The 18,542-nt window shown below is 34.9% G+C and carries 20 protein-coding genes; 2 read left to right on the plus strand and 18 right to left on the minus strand.

Translation table 11 applies throughout. The features are described 5' to 3' along the window. Positions 1-5: 5 nt before the first annotated feature. The 12 genes from bsdcttw_RS23150 to bsdcttw_RS23210 form a co-directional block, all read right to left on the minus strand. Positions 6-758, minus strand: coding sequence for a class I SAM-dependent methyltransferase (locus tag bsdcttw_RS23150; RefSeq protein WP_185257121.1), 753 nt, complete (start codon positions 756-758; stop codon positions 6-8). A gap of 7 nt (positions 759-765) precedes the next feature. Then, entirely contained in the window at positions 766-1,419 is a 654-nt protein-coding gene (locus tag bsdcttw_RS23155) for a class I SAM-dependent methyltransferase (protein WP_185257122.1), read from the minus strand. Between the two features lie 268 nt (positions 1,420-1,687). Continuing rightward, a complete protein-coding gene (locus bsdcttw_RS23160; RefSeq protein ID WP_185257123.1) occupies positions 1,688-2,155 on the minus strand; it encodes a hypothetical protein in 468 nt (155 codons plus the stop codon). A gap of 104 nt (positions 2,156-2,259) precedes the next feature. Beyond that, positions 2,260-3,147 (minus strand): helix-turn-helix domain-containing protein, encoded by an 888-nt coding sequence (locus tag bsdcttw_RS25615; RefSeq protein WP_185257124.1) that lies wholly within the window; start codon positions 3,145-3,147, stop codon positions 2,260-2,262. 89 nt (positions 3,148-3,236) lie between these two features. Then, on the minus strand, positions 3,237-3,890 hold the full coding sequence (locus bsdcttw_RS23170; RefSeq protein WP_185257125.1) for a nucleoside/nucleotide kinase family protein: 654 nt from the start codon (positions 3,888-3,890) through the stop codon (positions 3,237-3,239). 958 nt (positions 3,891-4,848) lie between these two features. Beyond that, entirely contained in the window at positions 4,849-5,454 is a 606-nt protein-coding gene (locus bsdcttw_RS23180) for an HD domain-containing protein (RefSeq protein WP_185257127.1), read from the minus strand. Between the two features lie 147 nt (positions 5,455-5,601). Then, the gene (locus bsdcttw_RS23185; protein ID WP_185257128.1) at positions 5,602-6,276 is read right to left on the minus strand and encodes a class I SAM-dependent methyltransferase; all 675 of its coding nucleotides are present in this window, start codon (positions 6,274-6,276) and stop codon (positions 5,602-5,604) included. Between the two features lie 349 nt (positions 6,277-6,625). Beyond that, positions 6,626-7,306 carry a hypothetical protein gene (locus tag bsdcttw_RS23190; RefSeq protein WP_185257129.1) on the minus strand — a complete coding sequence of 227 codons (681 nt, stop codon included), beginning with the start codon at positions 7,304-7,306 and terminating at the stop codon, positions 6,626-6,628. A gap of 191 nt (positions 7,307-7,497) precedes the next feature. Next, positions 7,498-7,827, minus strand: a complete 330-nt coding sequence (locus bsdcttw_RS23195; protein WP_185257130.1) for a DUF7677 family protein — start codon at positions 7,825-7,827, stop codon at positions 7,498-7,500. Positions 7,828-7,855: 28 nt separating this feature from the next. Further along, complete coding sequence (locus tag bsdcttw_RS23200; protein ID WP_185257131.1) at positions 7,856-8,251, minus strand: hypothetical protein; 396 nt, start codon at positions 8,249-8,251, stop codon at positions 7,856-7,858. Between the two features lie 138 nt (positions 8,252-8,389). Continuing rightward, positions 8,390-8,773: a VOC family protein gene (locus bsdcttw_RS23205; protein ID WP_185257132.1), complete on the minus strand. Its 384-nt coding sequence runs from the start codon at positions 8,771-8,773 to the stop codon at positions 8,390-8,392. Between the two features lie 841 nt (positions 8,774-9,614). Next, the gene (locus tag bsdcttw_RS23210) at positions 9,615-9,809 is read right to left on the minus strand and encodes a hypothetical protein (protein WP_185257133.1); all 195 of its coding nucleotides are present in this window, start codon (positions 9,807-9,809) and stop codon (positions 9,615-9,617) included. A 335-nt stretch (positions 9,810-10,144) separates the two neighbouring features. On the opposite strand from bsdcttw_RS23210, the gene bsdcttw_RS23215 reads away from it, so the two are divergent. Both bsdcttw_RS23215 and bsdcttw_RS23220 read left to right on the plus strand, forming a co-directional pair. Continuing rightward, the gene (locus bsdcttw_RS23215; RefSeq protein WP_185257134.1) at positions 10,145-10,438 is read left to right on the plus strand and encodes a helix-turn-helix domain-containing protein; all 294 of its coding nucleotides are present in this window, start codon (positions 10,145-10,147) and stop codon (positions 10,436-10,438) included. Positions 10,439-10,665: 227 nt separating this feature from the next. Then, positions 10,666-11,271, plus strand: coding sequence for an Ig-like domain-containing protein (locus bsdcttw_RS23220; RefSeq protein WP_185257135.1), 606 nt, complete (start codon positions 10,666-10,668; stop codon positions 11,269-11,271). A gap of 34 nt (positions 11,272-11,305) precedes the next feature. Here bsdcttw_RS23220 and bsdcttw_RS23225 read toward each other — a convergent pair whose 3' ends face one another. Genes bsdcttw_RS23225 through bsdcttw_RS23250 form a run of 6 tightly spaced genes read right to left on the minus strand, consistent with a single transcriptional unit; the run spans position 11,306 to position 18,533 of the window. Beyond that, a complete protein-coding gene (locus bsdcttw_RS23225; RefSeq protein WP_185257136.1) occupies positions 11,306-11,740 on the minus strand; it encodes a lysozyme in 435 nt (144 codons plus the stop codon). A 2-nt stretch (positions 11,741-11,742) separates the two neighbouring features. Then, a complete protein-coding gene (locus bsdcttw_RS23230) occupies positions 11,743-12,189 on the minus strand; it encodes a phage holin family protein (RefSeq protein ID WP_185257137.1) in 447 nt (148 codons plus the stop codon). A gap of 58 nt (positions 12,190-12,247) precedes the next feature. Further along, the gene (locus tag bsdcttw_RS23235; protein ID WP_185257138.1) at positions 12,248-15,775 is read right to left on the minus strand and encodes an SGNH/GDSL hydrolase family protein; all 3,528 of its coding nucleotides are present in this window, start codon (positions 15,773-15,775) and stop codon (positions 12,248-12,250) included. After that, positions 15,768-15,953: a hypothetical protein gene (locus bsdcttw_RS23240; RefSeq protein ID WP_185257139.1), complete on the minus strand. Its 186-nt coding sequence runs from the start codon at positions 15,951-15,953 to the stop codon at positions 15,768-15,770. Before bsdcttw_RS23240 ends, bsdcttw_RS23235 begins: the two co-directional genes overlap by 8 nt. Then, the gene (locus bsdcttw_RS23245; RefSeq protein ID WP_185257140.1) at positions 15,943-18,132 is read right to left on the minus strand and encodes a tail fiber domain-containing protein; all 2,190 of its coding nucleotides are present in this window, start codon (positions 18,130-18,132) and stop codon (positions 15,943-15,945) included. The genes bsdcttw_RS23240 and bsdcttw_RS23245 overlap by 11 nt, the downstream gene beginning before the upstream one ends. Further along, complete coding sequence (locus bsdcttw_RS23250; RefSeq protein WP_185257141.1) at positions 18,132-18,533, minus strand: DUF6711 family protein; 402 nt, start codon at positions 18,531-18,533, stop codon at positions 18,132-18,134. The genes bsdcttw_RS23245 and bsdcttw_RS23250 overlap by 1 nt, the downstream gene beginning before the upstream one ends. Positions 18,534-18,542: the final 9 nt, after the last annotated feature.

An 18,542-nucleotide genomic window follows, 5' to 3' on the forward strand; every position in this document is an offset into this window, starting at 1 on the left:
TTATTTCACTCCCATCCTTTCTTTTTAAGTTCCATAAACAAATACATAGGGATTTTGCATAGCCATTCAATTCTTGAAGAACTTCTCAACTGTTCCTTTGTGGGAATAGGTTCATTCATATCAGTCAAGATAAAATCATTTCCGTTAAATGCCTTAATATAATTGGAAAGTGTTCTGTGTCTATATATAAGAGGGGTATTTACTCCATTAATCCTATCTGTCCATTCTGTCGGATTAAAATAATCCTTGACAGCTACCTTAAGTCCATCTTCTTCTAATTTCCATTTACTTTCTTTGGGTTTATAGCACGGATGGAGAATAGAAATAAAGACCTTTCCATTCTGCTTTAAAACCCTATGGATTTCTTTTAATGTTCCGTCAAGGTCTTCCACATCCATTAGCATCATAGAGCATAAAACTATGTCAAACACACCATCCTGAATATCCGTTAGCTCATTGGCATTCCGCCTCAACGTCTTAATATCAGCTCCCTCTTTCATAGCTCTATCAGCAACATAATCCAATAAAGCTTCCGAACAATCAACAGCTGTAACAACTGCCCCCATATCAGCAAGTGCTCTTGCATAACCTCCTTCTCCGCATCCTAAATCTAAAATGTGCTTATCTCTTACATCTCCAATTGCTTTCAAAGTATATGTCATAATGTAATACATACGAAAATCATTATTCTGTGCTTTCGCGATATATTCTTCCAGCTCTACTTTATTCCAGCATTCTGTTGAACTATCATTTTTCATTTTACTCTCACCTCACCCTGCTTAGGCAGTATAATACAATACCATCTTCCGGTACATATATCTCGCCTTCCCCACCTATCACGATATCATAGCCTGCCTGTTTTGAATAATTCTCGAGTTCTTCCAGTGAAAATGTCTCCCAGTAAATATCGCGTTCAATATATGGATAGAATTTATCACCATCAAGACAATCATTATAATGCTCACTAAGATATAGCAGTGAATGCCCTGAGTAGCTCAGCAATCCTTCCGGTTTTATCACCCGTTTGCATTCCTTTAGAAAGTTCTCCTTATAACTTCTACCATATAATAATCCAAAGGTCTGACTCCATATAATTACAACATCAAACATCCCATCACCGAACGGGATATGTTCTCCATCATAATAATAAAATTTCACTTTACTACCATGCGCTACCGCTTCTTCGTTTGCTTTATCAACAGCTTCTTTCGAAATATCCAGTCCAACGACTTCAAATCCCTGACTGCATAGTGCAAATGCTTCCCTGCCCATACCACTGCCTATATCAAGTATTTTTGCCCCAGCTGGAAAATTATTGGCAACCTGCTGCTCCCAAATCTTTAACTTCCCTTTATCCCAGCTTTTCATTTCGTCTATATGTTCCTTTTTTTCATACCACTTTAATACATTTGTATTCATTGATAATCTCCTTGAGTTAGGATCCTTTATACCGGTAATTCCATTGTACTGCGTATCAAAAAAATTACTAGACTTTAATTCCAGATTATGGTATGATGTAAAATGTACTATGCTTAAAAAAGCTTCTTCGAATACCGAAGAAGCTTTTATTTATTCTATAATCTATTTAATCTTTTAATGAATAGTTTTTATTATTATCTTTATTGCATTAATCTAATGAGTATTAGAAACAATTCCATCAATCAATCGTATTATTTTATCATCAATTCTAAATTATCTTTATAGGTATAAATACCTCAAGTTGACCATATCCCAAAGCTTTTTCAATAACTTCCGATGATTCATCTGATGTAAAACGGCGTGTCATTCGATATCGTCCTGGACGAAAATCCAGTTCAAAGCTATTCTGTCCATTAATCCAATTTATTAAATTATCAATTGTTTTCAACAAATCATCAATATTATCATCAATTGCTATGGCTGATACATATAACCCACCTAAAAAGTCAAACATTTCAAACCCTTTTGTATCTACCTTTTCATTCGGTAATAATTTTAACCATAAAAAGCTCATTGGTTCATTAAAACAAAGAAAATCAGGACTTATAAATGGAGAACCTACCTCGTCACACGAAATCCATGCCTCCATAAAATCCAAAACTCCTCCAAACTCTTCTTTCCACCCTGATGCTACTGCTTTACATGGTGGTAAATCATTAATACGCGGTCTAAACATAATGATAACACTCCTTTAATGAATACTTGCGTTCTCGCTGTAATCTCAGTATACATCAAAGTTTTTCCATTTTTTTGATATTTCAGGACAAGTTTTTACACAGCTCATATACCTTCTGCCACATCAGAAGCTGGAAAAAATAAAGTATATCCCATATCGTCATCATCATTTTCAAAGATAGGCATTTTTTTAAAATTCAATTTCAAGCCCTGAGCTGCAATATCGTAATCCTTTTGGGCATGCCACGTGCTATAAATAGCGTCTCCGTGATTATCTATCGGGTATTTGGGGTAATTAAAAACAACATATTTGGATTGCGGTACACGAAAAACTTCAAACTCACTCAGAAATTCGAGAGGATAATCTTCCTCAACCTCAGCGCCGAAGCAAAGCCCGCTATTATCATGCGATGGAAAATATGCTCCGCCTATACTGATTACATTAGATAATGCATCGACTTTTCTCATAATTCCTTCTCGCTCACAAATATCATAAAATTTACCTGCCTGCAAGTTCTCAGTATTCCTTCTCGCAGAAACCCAAATCCTATCAGGCTTCACAATTATCCAGCTATTAACGTTTCCGCACCGAAATAAGCCTTTATCCAAAGCATTATGAGCCGATTGGTGTATAAATTGATTAATATGCCAATTCTTAGCATTAACTTGCTGTTTTGCTTTCCTATATTCTCCAGGATTTAGTGAAAAGTTATCTTTAAATGCCCTTGTGTAGCTTTCCTGTGACTCATAACCATATTTGAGTGCAATGTCGATAACGGGATTATCGCTGTATTTTAAATCAAACAAGGATTTCGCAAGTTTACTCCAACGTATATACTCAGAGGCAGTTATTCCGGTTGACATAGAAAACATACGGTTTAATTGCCTTAATGAATAATTAATTTCTTTTGCAGCATCATCGGGGGTTACCGGACACTCCTTGCTATGAATGTATTTTTTCGCAGTTTCAACAATTTCTTGATATTTATTCAAATGCTTTACCCCATAATTAATTATTCAAGAGATACATATTTACATATTCTGATTTGTCATTTAGAAATTGGCAATCAGTGAAACGTATACTATGTGAAGTCAAGTAAAATCCTATTGGCAGTTTCTTCTATAGTTAATTTTGAATTATCTATAACTATTACGTTATCATTAAATCCAAGCAATTCGTAGAAGTATTTTATCCAATACTCCGGTGTGATATTTGCGTGGCACCTTCTGGTTTGACATCTATCAACAGCTTTTTCATATGATGGCTTTAGTATGTAGAACCGATATTTAAGATTCCTTTCATTAAAAATCTTCTTATATCTATCAATATCTTCCTTAAGAACAATCTGTGCAAGAACTATTTTATTGCTGAACAATCTTACAAAATCTATTTCGTTGGCAATCTCGGCTAACATTTCGTCTGATCTGTAATCTACTTGCTTCACATTAAATTTATATCTGAAAGATTGCATTGAGCAATCCGAATCAATAGCGATGAATCCATGATTTTTCATTAGCTCAATTGCAACTGATGACTTACCGCTACCACATGTTCCACTTAGTACAACAATTTCACCACCGTTACAGATTTTGTTGAGAGTTAAAGCAGAATTACATTTTCTGCAAGTTGGATAAATAGGAGAACTCTCAAAATTTTGTTTTCTTAACACTTGTTTATATAAGTCTATATTTTCAGGTTTAATATTTCCACAAATTGGACAATATATTTCTGGCATCACACCACACCTCCACTAATATAAATGAAGCCTTTATCTTTAACAGTGTACATCTGCCTAATAAATATAATGGGTAGCTCAGGATCCCATGTAAATTGAAATTTGTCGACTTCCCGTTATGCTCTTAAAGAAGCCCAACTATTTATAGCGATTACCGTTTTTATCGACGAAACAATATTTAACCGAAAAATCTTTTACTGGGGCTTCAGTATATATAATTACATTGTTTTTTGCATCAAGTTTTACTGTTTCTCCGACCATCCAGTTTACTCAATTCGCTCAATTGAAGTTCTCTGCTTTTGATCGTAGAGCCGTCGGGACGAATCCGCATTAAAAAAAGCTTGCCAATAAGACAATGAATATTGTGCCAACCACAGTTGGAATAATATATTTTTTATTTTTCAAATATTCATCCCCTTCGCCTAATATAAATTATCAGCTGTTAAAAACCACCTAACAAATTAGAATTTGACTATTGCTTTTAATTGCATAGTAACTTTATAAATATAATGGGAAGTCCCATAACTTCTCAGTTTGCTTATTAGGCAGTCACCATAAAGCCCCATAAAACACCGAATTTATCTTTGAAATTACCTACCAGTTTACTGTATGGAGTTTCATAAAACGGAGAGCGTTTATCATCTGATTTCAAAATTTCATAACAAACAAGTAATTCATCTACTGAATTAAATGTAATTGTTAAGTGGGCACCACAATTTATACCGAATGTATCGTTTAATAATTTCAGTGCATCATTTAAAAATATCTCTATACCATGAATTTTCATAATAGCGTGGGCTATTTATTTACCATCAGACATATATTCAATTGATTCTGTGTCTACTTTTGTATTAAAGGTCTTTTCATATAAGTCAATCGCTTCCATGCAATTTCCGTCAAAATGTAAATGAGGTATGAGCATATTTTATTCCTCCACTAATATAAATTTTCTACTTTGTCAGATTAAATCACTTAATGAATTTTCAAATACATTTGGCAACAATTCATATATATTGCAGTTGCATAGTTCATCAAAATATTTCTTAGTTTGCATAAATGCCTTCCATTTATCAATAGTAAACGATGGCAATCCGTGTCTTAATGCAACATCTATCAGTCTCTTTTCCATAATACATGCACCATTAGGTAGCGATATTGCATCGCATAGCTGAATTAATATATCATAATTGTCATATTGTACATTTGCTAAAAAGTTCTCTAAAAAAACAATTTGGGATGCTGTGCAATCATATTTTCCAAAAAATGTACTCGCATCTTTAATAGGGAATGAATGTGTTAGGCAAATACGCGCAAGTTCTTCTTGGCCGAGACTCATCATAAAATCATATCCATCAAAAATATGAAGAATTCCTTTAATTCCTACTCTACGGCCAATATCATGCATTAGCCCCATTATATATGCCATGTCACTATCCATTTCAGGCACTCTTTCGGCAATTAACCTTGCATTTGTTCCTACTGAAATGCTATGTTGCCCCCATGCACCTGGTGTTAATTCAACTCCAATTTTTAAATAGTTTTCTGCTTCTATTATTGTCAGCATTATTATAATTTCCTCCAACAAATTCAAGTTTGCTTATGAGCTAGGCTAGGCCTGTTTAAATATAATGGGCAGTTCATTTAATTCGCAGTAGACGATTGCAAGTTAAATTACTTTTGAATGCTCTTCACACCGTTTGATAAAATTTAATTATATTCTTTCACAATATATTTTCGTTACTCTATTACAACTTAGCAGCCCGTCCACACTATCACGGTCAAATGCTGCGTTTATTGCTGCTATATGTGCGTCATATATAGGGTCGGTAGCCAATGGATATTCTTCCTGTGATGCGATGTAGGCAAGCCAGTTCTCCCTCGTATACTCCATAGGGTTGGGAAATTCCCAAGTCGTCGGGTTTGTGAAGAAAGCATCAGTAGTCTTTTTACTTAAGTGTATCATCCCTCCACCGGGGGTTAGATTGTAAATTGCCATGACTAATCCACCAGGTTTAACGACACGGCAACATTCTGCGCGGAACGCATCCAGACTAAACCAGTGTAGTGCATGAGCAACAGTGAGAATATCAACACTATGATCAGGGAGTGTTGTGGTTTCCGCAGTACCATCAATAATCTTTACGTTTGAAAAAGGTGTTAACGTAATGGCAAGTTGCTTACGCATATCTGCATTGGGTTCAACGGCAAACACAGTGTATTCGTGTTCTGCCAATTTTACTGTTAATTTTCCTGTCCCTGCGCCAACATCTGCGAATACCGCACCTTTTGGCGCAAGCCCGACGATTGTGTCTATAGCCTCCTTGGGGTAACCCGGACGTCCTTTGGCATAGTCTTCCGCCTTGCCAGTAAAATTTTCTATACTCATTTACTTTCTCCTCCAAGTAGTCTCTAGTTGTATGTCCAAATTCTATTAGATTATTTTGTTCATCATGTTAATATAATGGGAATTTGATGTTATGGAAGATGCGGAACTAAATCAATTTTACGTTAGTTTCACATATTCTATCTCATCATCATTTCTTGAAATTTCTATATAACCAAACTTAGTGTATAAATGCTGATTTCCTACACTAAATACTGGTGTTGATAATTGCCACTCCTTAATGTCTGGATGGTCTCCTCCATAAATTCAAAATGTAGGACCGTTTTGGCACAAAGTTATGAAAAATAGTGAATATTCATCAGCTTGAGATTTGTCCATAACTGCCAAAAAATCAATTAGTTGAAGGATTTTCCTTCCAGATGGTGTAGAGCTTATCTTTTGAATCTACAACCGAAAACTCCTCAATATTATCGCCATTAAGATGGCAATCAACATAACGGTTATCAGATATTTCATAATAGCAATCCCAGTCCATATGCTCATCAATATTGGGTAACCCAACTTCCTTCTTCAATTGTATCAGGCTGTGGCTGCGCTTCGCAAACTCTTTGAAAAAATCTTCCGAAAGTTTTCTTTTAACTAACCTATAATAACGATACTCGCCCATTACCTTATGAATGTCAGGCGCCATCCAAACAGTGTTTAGATTTTTTTTCTCGTCTGAGATATAAATTGCTACAATTGAGTTAGGCTTTTTAACAAATCCAGATGAATCTAGTGGTCGAACGTCATTGGTCGCATCCTCCACTTTACATACAGCAAATAAGCCATTTTCAACTTCAAAATAATAATATGCGTAAGCCGTCCATGAACAATTTGGTTTACCAATGACGGAAACGAAGTTACCGAAATCATCATTCTTCTCAACAACTGCCCGAAGTTGATCCAAAGTAAGTTTTCTGTCATAATGGGTATACTTCCAAGACCTGCCTTCAATCCATCTAATATCATCACGCTTTTCTGCAGAGTCTTGATAATACAACCCAGGGCCGTCATACTCTTCATTTTTCATGCATTATACCTTTCTTACAATATATAAATAACCTCCACTTCCCATTACCATTCAATAAAAGCGAACTCTTTAACTCGTTCTACAAATTCTGATTAGTTTATACTTTATAACTTTAATAAATATAATGGGAGGTTCGCTAAAATGGCTTATGTATTTCACTTATTTATCGATCCTATTATGCTCATTGTATATTATTCTGTGTAGCATTCCTTACTTACAGGATAGAGTTCTGTTTCCCAACCTTCCAATGGTGGCTGAACAATATAACCAGGTTCAAAGTATTTTCTAATGTACTGCGCTGCTCGTTGCTCACAATATTTAAAATTTATAACACTTCCATCTTCGTTTAATTCCAAATTATTCATAAATATCGCAAAAACCTGCTCCACGAAACTGCTTTCCTCTTTCATTGTGGAGTCGATATAATCTATTCCCTCTAAAGTAGGGTAGCCTAATGTTCCATGTGCAAACCAATAACTAAATTGGCGAACAGCACCACTAATATACATACTGACTTTCAAATCTATAACCTCCGTTTCTCATTTTATTTTAGCCTAAAGAAGTTATCCACTTTTGTAAAAACGCCATTTGCTCTTGCGTATTTGGAAATTCATTTATGTCAGCATAATCATAAATACATACAATATCTTGTAGCAATGCCTGTCTACCTAATTCAACAAGATAGATTTTGGCATTCGATCCCATCATTCCAGATTGGACAGCATTACGACGTGACCCATTGCACTTTATCCCATAGCCCATAGCTAACAAGCAATCTCTCAATTTCTGATAGGCTGGCAGATAATTGTAATCGGAAACAAAAACCTCCCGATTGTTTATACTGGTCTTCATAACAACATCATCAGAGTCTTCCTCGGCAAAGATTTCAAGTTCTGTTTCCGTTTTTGAATGGAATTCTATAATAATAACGATATACTTCGCCATATGTATTCCTCTATGTTTGTTCCGGTAGTGTCAAGTCTGATACTACTGTCCTCATACCACGATGTTTAATCTAAAAACTAGGGTTTAAATATAATGGGAAATATCACCGACTACTTGATTTGCTTATTTGCAAAAGTGTTATTTTTGTTTCATTCCAAAAGCAATCCACCGTCCGTCAATATCTTCTAACACAAATTCTAAATTATTATAATCTGTAATATGGAGCGGACGAACAATTTTGGCTCCTTTACTTATGAATTCATTTTGTAATGCTTCTTGATTGTCCGTAATAAAATACGAATCTTCCCCATACCCATAGAGTTCTCTATTTGTATAGATTTTTTCACTATTTGCTTTAGTCAATATTATTTCCACACGATCACGGTAAAGGCATATGTGGGGTTCTTTTACATCTAAATATTTAACCATTCTAAATCCCATAACCTCGTTATAATACTTTGCAGTTTCTTCGATATTCGGCGTTGGGAACACCGCAAGTATTGAATGAATAAGTTTTTCCATATTATTTCTCCCTTTTATGACCCAATATAAATACTGGGTATCAATTATAATCTTTTTAATGACTGCCTATAAATATAATGGGAAATATCATCGACTACTTGATTTGCTTATTTGCGAAAGTGTTATTTTTGTTTCATTCCAAAAGCAATCTACCGTCCGCCAATATTTTCTAACACAAATTCTAAATTATTATAATATGTAATATGGAGCGGACGAACAATTTTGGCTCTTTACTTATAAATTCATTTTGTTATGTTTCTTGTTTGTCTTTTCAAGAACGATTTTGTGGTTGTTGTCTTATTTAACGCATCACTCAGTTTCCCATTATTGCTATAATCAACAGTTCAGTTTCTCATAAATTGCTCATCCAGTTATCCATATATTACCACTTTTAATGACAAAATAAAATACATAGTTACATATTTAATCATACATTGGAAAGAGGCTACAAATTACTTTCGCCTAGATTAAAACATACAATATTCTGTCCTCATGGTATAAAAAATCCCCTCATTTTCACTTACACTAAATGTAAGAAAAATAAGAGGAAAAAGATACGTTGTATTATTCCATTTCACTATCTATTGTATGATTTCGTTATTTATTGAATTTCAACACTTTTTCGAGTTAATAATACAACTGTCTCAACATGCCCTGTATGTAGATAATTATTTTTAATTATATTTATTATTTTTATAATTGTACAGTATAGCGATATTTTTGTTTTATAATTTTTTTACTTTTTATTTGAATTTTATAGATATTTAAACATGGTTGGCATATAGTAAGCAATGCCAACATAAAAGAAGAGGGCTGCATAATTAGCAGTCCTCAATTATAATTACAAAATAAATTTGCTTATTACATCTCTGTCAGAAAACCCCTTTTTGTACATTTCAATCATAAGCATATTAACATATTCTGTTGATTCAGTTTCAATTTTTAGACTTTCAGCCCTTATCTGAAAATCTTCTTTTGCAATCTTGCACCTCCACTTAACAAACATTTCATATTCATTATCTGGCACTTTCTCCATCCCTTTAGTCTCCCTTTTAGTCTCCTGGCTTACTTGCTACGTAAGTAATTATAGAACATTAGTTCTCTTTTTTCAAGTCTTTTTCATCAACTCCCATAACATTTTTTCATTCCTCTAATTTACATATTACCAAATATTCACCAGTTTGTCATGTGGGAATGTTTACATTAATTTAACATTTTTATATAAATTATCTATTTTATTTACATTTAATAGTATATATTTTTACATTACACAATTTTAAGTAGTATACTAATACTTTCAGTAGTATTAGTTCAACTTATATTGTATAACTAAAAGTAATAAGCTAATATATTCCAGAGGTGTATATTAGTATGTTTGATTACGTTGAATTGGGAAATAAGTTGCTGTCAGTACGATTAAATAAAGGAAAAAAGCAAAAAGAAATAGGAAACGCATTAGGAATAACTCAAGCGGCATATTCTGCAATCGAGCTGGGAAAACATAAAATATCCATAGAACAATTATTTGTTATATCTGAAGTATTAGAAGTAGATATTGTATGGTTGCTTGGAATAGATATGCATGGTGGATTAACTGAATCAGAATCGTTTAAACTATCTGAATATAAGAATTTATTGATAAAGGCCAGAAAAGGATTAAAGTAGTAATATAATACCATTTTATTAATTGTAATTATGATGTAAAATTAATTAGAATATTAACTGAAATAAAAACTAGACACTACACATCCCCAAATTTTCCTCCAGGTATCGTGAGCCTGGGGGATTTTTAATTATTATAATAAGATTAAAAAACATTGGTTATCCTTGACAATAGTAAATATTTGATAAATAATGTGAATATACCATTATATTACACAGGAGGTTTAATTATGAAACGATTTTTATCTATACTATTAATTATGGCATTATGTATCCTTGCATTTCCAATAAACGCATACGCTTCAGGAATAAATAAGCAAACTCTTTTTTTAAATTCTTCCGAGACATATACATTGAAAATTACTGGAGTATCGGGTAAAGTTACTTGGAAAAGTTCTGATGAAAGCATTGCAACAATATCCAAAAAAGGAGTTGTAACACCGGTTAGCGTTGGATTTACCAATATCACAGGAACAGTAAAAGGTGTAAAATATGAATGTGATGTAACTGTTACGAGCGCAAAAAAAGATTATACATTTTATGAAGATGATAAAGTAAAGGCTATTTATAAGGGGATTTCAAATGAAAATATTTGCTTTGAGTTTATAAACAAAACAAATAACTTTTATTTCTTGGAAACTACAGATTTTAATGTAGACGGAACTTTATATTATAAAAATCATACTGCAATTACATTCTATAAAAAAACAGATAATTATTTTATGTATAAAGCTAAGATTGATAAAACAGATATAAAGAATATATCGGGTACTTTTAATTTTACTAAAGATAATAAAAAAGTATTTGGATTTGATTATAGCATAGACATTGAATAATTATAACCCCGGAGGAATAACCCTCCGGGTGTTTTTATTTACGCAGAAACAATTCCTGTTCTGCCTTTCTTCGTTTAGTAAGTCCTGCCAGTACTTTACCAGCAGCCTTATTATAAGCCGGTAGCTTGGCAGCAATCATATCTTTTGTTCTGGTTCCTTTAGCAGTTAATTGGTCTATATTACCGATATTATAAGCAAAGGATACCATAGCATCAAATTCATTCTGTGTCCACTTGTACTTATCATACTTATTCACTTTGGCTTCGAACTTAGCGAGATCCGCTTTTAATAATTCGTCTGCTTTTTGAAGAGTAATCTTCATCCCAGCACCGATTGCTTTTCCGTCTACGCTTCCCGTATGGCCATAACCTATTGTCCATACATCTGCCGGGCATTTATACGCTTCAAGTCTACATCCTTCAAACCTTTTTATTAGAGCAATTCCGGCCGTTGATGTTGTTTTATTCATAATTATTCCTCCTTTATTGCTGCTTTATCTTCAACCTGCTTCTTAATATTCTTTACGATAGGAGCCATAAAAGGCGGTATCTTAACCCCTATATCAACCATGTTTTCAAGTATACTGATTATCTCATTACAAATAAGCCATACAGCCACGATACAGGCCACTAGGAACGTAAATGGAAGCGTAATACCTATTGTACTACCTGTATATAAAATAAGCTGGTCTATCATGGCTCCTACGGCTACCAGCAACCACATGCATATTTTCTTTGCTATTCCTCTGAAGCTGGAATAACTGTTCACTGTTTGACCTCTTTTAGGGCCTGCCATAATACCGGTTATGTAATCGATTAGATTTGATAGTACTAATAACAACATAGGTATGGCAAGTATTCCTAACCATCCAGATAATGTTGCAAAAATTAGCGTAGCCATAGCTTTTACTTTGTTCATGATTTATCCTCTCTTTTCGTAAAATAATAAGAGGAGCCGAAGCCCCTCTTCATAAATATTACCTCAATATGTTTGCATATGCTCTTCCAATTTTTAATACAAAAGGAGATGTTGCGATTGCTCTAATTGTTATCTTCGTACTTGCGGTACCTACCGGTGGTGTAAAGTCTTTATATACCGTAATATTAGGTATTCCCGTAGCATACCATTGTTCATCAATTGTATCAGTTCTCAATACTACAGACGATGAATTATAATAGGTAAAGTATATAGTTAGATTTGCATCTGTATCAGTTTGATTTGATAACGACAAGTCTATATCACATTCAAAATGGTATTGATTACTTGATGAAAAAGCACCTATTGTCTGTTCAATTCCTGTCAATAGTGCTGTAGATATACTTTTAGTTATTGTCTGATAATTTCCGCCCTTTGGATTAGGAGACAATGTAAATACGGTATTTGCGGTATCCATTGCTGTCCAATTGTTTGCAAGACCATCACTGTTAGAATCTAAGGTAAATATACCATTTTCAATTAACGGGTATTCGCCTTTGAATATATTAGTGTAGGTATCATTATTTTGTGTTGGAACTGTAAATGATTTTACGACTTCTTTAGCGGCTATAACTCCACCATACGTAGAAAAGTGCAAGTTGTCTGCATTGTGAAGCATGTATAACTTCACGGTTCCATCTGAATTAGCTAACGGATTATAAATATCAACAAATGTAATCATTTTCTTTTGGCACATAAACAGCAACGCTGAGTTGATATATCTTATTGCCGCGTTATCGGATGGATAATCACCTCTTGGAGGAATAGATATTACTATAGGTTCAATATGATTATCAATAAGTGTATCAATAACATACTCGTAATTATCAAGTGTAGTTGTTCGAGTTGCACCTCCATGAACATCATTTGTTCCCATTAATATCAAGCATTTTTTGGGATGTAAATCTAATACATCTGTTTTAAGATTTGTCTTAACATCAACCGTCCATCTTCCCCATACAGCATTATTAATAATTGGCTTTTTTAACAGCATGCTAATCCAAACTGCCATGCTGTTTCCATAGGTACCGCCCTTCATCAAGCTATCACCAATGCAGACTACATCTGGATTTGTTTGAACTATATAATCTAGATTAGATAATTTAGTTGTATTTTCATTTATAGCAGCTACAAGATTTGATTTTGCGGTAGTTAAAAGCCCTGATAATGTCCCTATAGAATTTAATAAATTTGTCAACTTAAATTTTATTAATCCAATAATAACAGATATCTTGCTACCACTTGTTATAGTTGCATCTGCTACAGCATCCGTGAATGTTACATTGCTGTCTTTTATATCTGCCAATGCAACATCCTGCAAATAATCCCTTGCCCACAACTCAGATTTTGCAATGGCTGTAAGAGTAGGCTGTGTAGCATCTGTTGTAAATACATTGGTGATACCTTTGTAGCTGGTTAAGTAATTGGAAGGGGTTGCGGTTATGTCGGTGGTTACTGGGGATGTAGGCTGATATATAAGTGTCATTGGAGTAGCAGCTAATAGTGATTGTAATTGTGTCACTGTAGAAGCTCTGACTTGATTTATGCGAAGAAATAATTGTGTTCCTCCAACCAAGTAAAATCCTTCTGTTGTTGTTGTAGCAATACCAGTGAATTGTTGAGCTAAAATATTACTCAAAGCAGAATTTGTTCCAGCTGGTGTTTTGTGTGTTAATGATATTAAAAAGTTAGCAATGCCGTAACTATTAATGCTTTGCAAACTCCATCCCGATTCGCTTCCGTTATACACAATCTTAGCACAATTAGCAGTTTTCTTTTTTGTAGGTAAATCAATTACATCTGCTGTTCCATCCGATGTACTGTATCCTCCGGAATTTACCGTGATGGTATTGCCTTTGTAGGCTTCGTATGGGGTGGCGGTGCCGGGTTCAATCTGCGCATTTGTAAGTGTAACGTCAGCTGTTGTTGCAGTTCCATTAGTTAAATTAAATCTAAGGTAATAGCTAGAAGCTGAATTTGTTGTAAATGAAATTGTATATGTTCCGCTTGTGGTGATTTGTGTTCCATCAATCAAAACATTAGAAGATGAGTTTAAACTATCATGTACACTTAACCAGAACCTTCCTGATACAATTGTGACGTTAGCTTTAAAAACATAGGTGGTATTAGGTTTGAGTTGAATCGGTTGAGAATATCTTTTCCATGTGCTAGCGGTTCCATCTGCATAATTTGCACCATCAGTTATTAATGTTCTAGTGCATGAAGATGCCGTGCCTATTTTAGTAATATCAAGCCAGTTCTTTGCATTTGAAACAGCAACAAAGCTTCCACCATCTCCAGTACTTGTTATCGGTGCTGGATAATCCAAACTAGGGCTAGTAGGAACAAATGCCGCATATGGTGTAGCCACTGTACCTATTTCCATCTGGCTTGTATTTAGGTCTACATTGTTTACTGTATCTCTAACGTAAGCAGTACCTGCCGGAGCTAAGTATGTGCCGTTTCCGGTAGCGTTCTGGTAAGATACTCCACTTATAAATGCACCCGTGGGGCCGTGCCATGCTAAGCCTACTGGAGTATTTGGCTGTACGAATGTGTGACCACTGATTGTTACCGATTGACCGGCAGTTACTGCAATAAGAGGTGATACATTGTTGTTATATGTGCTGGTTGTAAGAACTCCAGTGTTAGGGTTAATATACTTTACAGTTCCTACCTTAGCTTTATCAAATAACTGCTTTCCTTGTGTGGTTACAGTTTGAGTACTCTTGCATTTTACCGAAAGAGCTATTAAAGCATCGTCGGCATTAGTAAACTGTACAGAGGAACCGGTTAGAGTGGCTTTGTCTTTGCTTGAATCAACCCATACAGCTCCCAAAGAATCAGGTACAGCATTACCATTACCGCTTACTAATCCAAGCTTATTAGGTCCTGCTATTCCAACATTAGATATATCTGCCGCCTGGTCCCTAGCAAGTTCTGCGGCTGTTTTTGCTGCCAATGCTGCATCACGATATGTTAACGAATCTTCGGCTGCATCCGTGGAAACTTCGGCCTGTGCTGTCGCAATATTGGCCTGTACTGTGATATCAGCAAGATAATCCGGCTGAAGCTTTTCAGCTGTAACAGAACCATTTTTGATATTTGCAGATACTTTTCCGGAATTATTAGTAAAAGCTATAGTTGAGCTATCTTCAAATTCATACTCTGTAATCAGCGAAGACATATCCACATATTCTTCTGTTCCATCTTCTAAGTGAAGCACTAATCTTTGGTTTGGTGCATCAAAAGTCATGTTAACAGCTATTTTATCAATTTTAGTATCGTATGTAGTCTGGGATCCGTCTTTTTTGAGTATGGTAAATACTCCATTATTAAGAGTAACATCGGCCACTAAAGAATTAGCATCTGCAATATCTAACTTTGTAGTATTAAGTGATATTACTCTCCCATCTAACAAACTAAGCGCCAAATCCATCTTATTCAGATTGGTGGCGCCTAGTGCGGTTGATGTATTCGGATTATTTACCCAGTTTATTCTAACATATACGGTTTGCCAATTATCCATTTGCCTGTTCACCTGCCTTTTCTTTTTCAGCTCTTTCATTATTTATTGCATTAGCTGTAGCAGTATTAAGCTGATTAAGTATGTCCTGTACTGCCATCTGTTTTACTGATACAGGAAGAGATGATGTATTAATGTATTTAACTAAATTTTCTTTAAACTCATATATTTCAAGATTCACTTGCTATCACCTCCGGGAATACTTTTTCAACTACCTGCTGTAATACATGAGCTGTCCAGGCATGCATATTTTCATAATTAATGTAATGTACTTTTTTATCCAAGAAAACGTATTGATCTTCGTCGGTTCCATCTCTTGGGTCTCTTTTTTGTACTAAATTATAGTCAAATGGATTCAGCCCATATTTTTCAAATGCCTGTTCTACTTGCTGCGCCATAAATCCAATAGCAGAACCTTCTCCATAATCCTTTATCTTAAACTCATAAAGATATGGTTTGAGTTCCATATACAATGATAATGGTAATTCCGATAATGTTCGATAATTCTTCTTTAGACGTATATCAGAAGAAGTTTTTCTTTGAAAATTGTCATCTACCCAATGATATCCAGCAGCAGATAATCCATTAGAAAATGATATGCCTCCGCTTCCATCAGTTGTTGCACTGATATCCCCTGATGTTGTGTGAGAGTGTGAACTTGGAGGATATGTATAACTAGTTCTATTTGCTGTTGTTATAGGTGTCCCATTATTTAATGTTGTGCAAGTAATATATGTAGTTTCAACCGTAAGTGGAGTAATTTCAGTAGTTGCGCTGGAAGTTCCCTTGACTTTAACACTTGCAAAATTACATTCATATGGACTGTTTATTACAATTCCATTTAATATTCCACTAGTAATTTGATTTGCACTTATATTGTTGGAGTATACCCAATCCGTTCTTACAGTGTCAGCAAGAACTGTTCCAGCTTTTAAATTACCGCCGTCAATAACTACTTGCCCAGGAGTATTCAAATTGCTGAATGTTGTATATCCAGAAAGGTTAATATTGTCAGCACTTAACTGAAGCGTAGTTCCGGTGCTTGGGTCAGCATCTAATTCTACTAATGCAATTCTACCGCTTGAATTAACCTTTAATACCACTTTGCCAGCCAGTACATCTATTTCACCACTAAGTTGTTGGTCTAAGTCAGAAACTGTTGCAGATAATCCGTCTACACTTTTCTGTATTTTAAGAACCTTGCTTTTAGTTTGCTGCATCTCTGTAGCAGGTGATACTTTCTGGTCCCTTACTTGATTCCCGGAAGCACTGATATTATCTTTAAGCGCTTGGATACCGGTCAGTGTTCGCTTGAATATAAAACTTTCAATTGCATCATTGCTGGTGATGATTGTAACGCTGTCTCCTACTTCCATATACGGCAGCCCTATCATTGTAGTGTTATGCGGCCTGTAATACTTATTTTTGACCTGGAGAAAGATATTATCTACTATAGTCTGCAATTCTGAGCCAGATTTACCATACAGTAAGAAGTTTCCGGTTATTATATAGTTGTTCCCGGGTGTACCTGCCGTTGCTCCGGTATCTTCATCATCTTCCCGGGCCGTAACGGAAGTAATAGGTTCAACGATATACTCTTCATAATCTGCACTTTCATATCCTGCGGTAATATATTCACCAGATTCAGAAGGGAATAAATCTTCTGCTGGATAAAGTTCCTCTGACGGGTATAAACCAAGTCCTGATAATTGGATTACTTTGAATTTTCCGTCACGCGTAAAATGCCCAAATCCAGCGTTAATTTCTGTTATACGCCTTAATATATCTCTTCCGATTAATGAGCTTGTATTAACGGTTTTAGAGAGCTGTACAGTATCGTTTGTTAATGTCTGTACTTCGTATTCTAACCCTAAGTATGTAAGAAGTGATTCACGCATACTTTTGACCGTCTGCGGCCAGGTTAATCCGTTATACCAGGCCGACACATCAACATCCGTATTCTTCATACCGTCAAAGGCTGTAATTTCCTTGAATCCAAGGTCTGACTGTTTACCTGCACTGTTAACCCAAAATGTACCGAATGGCATTTCATAGCTTATATCTCCGTCCTGCACATATTGGGTTACGATAACTTTTTTCCCGGTAAGGTCCTGTACTATTCCATTAATCTTTATTTTTAGCATAGATGCTTCGCAGGATCCTAAAGTTAAATCACTGGCGCTGCACAAGCTTTCATCTAGACTAAAACTATCAATATCTACTCTGCCGGAATCTCTTGTATCTATGGTAAGACTAATATCCGGGAAGTACAGCAGCAAGTATTTAAAATAATTCTGTGGTACTGCCGGGATAAAGTCATTTTTATATATTAATTTTAGTTGTTCAGATATGGTATACATTAACTTCCTCCGTATGAAATAAATTCGATTTCAACTGCGTTATAATAAAAATTTCCATGTTTATCAATATGATGAATTGTGTATTCTACATCTGGGATATAACATGTAGCAGTTTCATATCCGTTTATTTCATCATTCCAAAGCTCTAAAGTGACATAATCACGATTTGGGAAGAATGATTGTACTATCAGCTTTTGACCATATGTAAGTGACTCTATTGTTTTAAGCTTTGATGTTGTTCTTTTGATTGGAAGTATATTACGAATTGTTTTTCCTTGTCCGTCAGTATAGCTGCCTTTATCCTGCCGCCTGTTTGGAGTATTGCTATATCCATCCGGGGCCAGCAAAGCATTGGGGAAAGCTATTCCATCACGTTTTATTACATATCCGTTTCCTGTCATAGCTTCCTC

It is taken from the genome of Anaerocolumna chitinilytica, from assembly GCF_014218355.1.
GTDB classification, from domain to species: Bacteria; Bacillota; Clostridia; order Lachnospirales; family Lachnospiraceae; genus Anaerocolumna; species Anaerocolumna chitinilytica.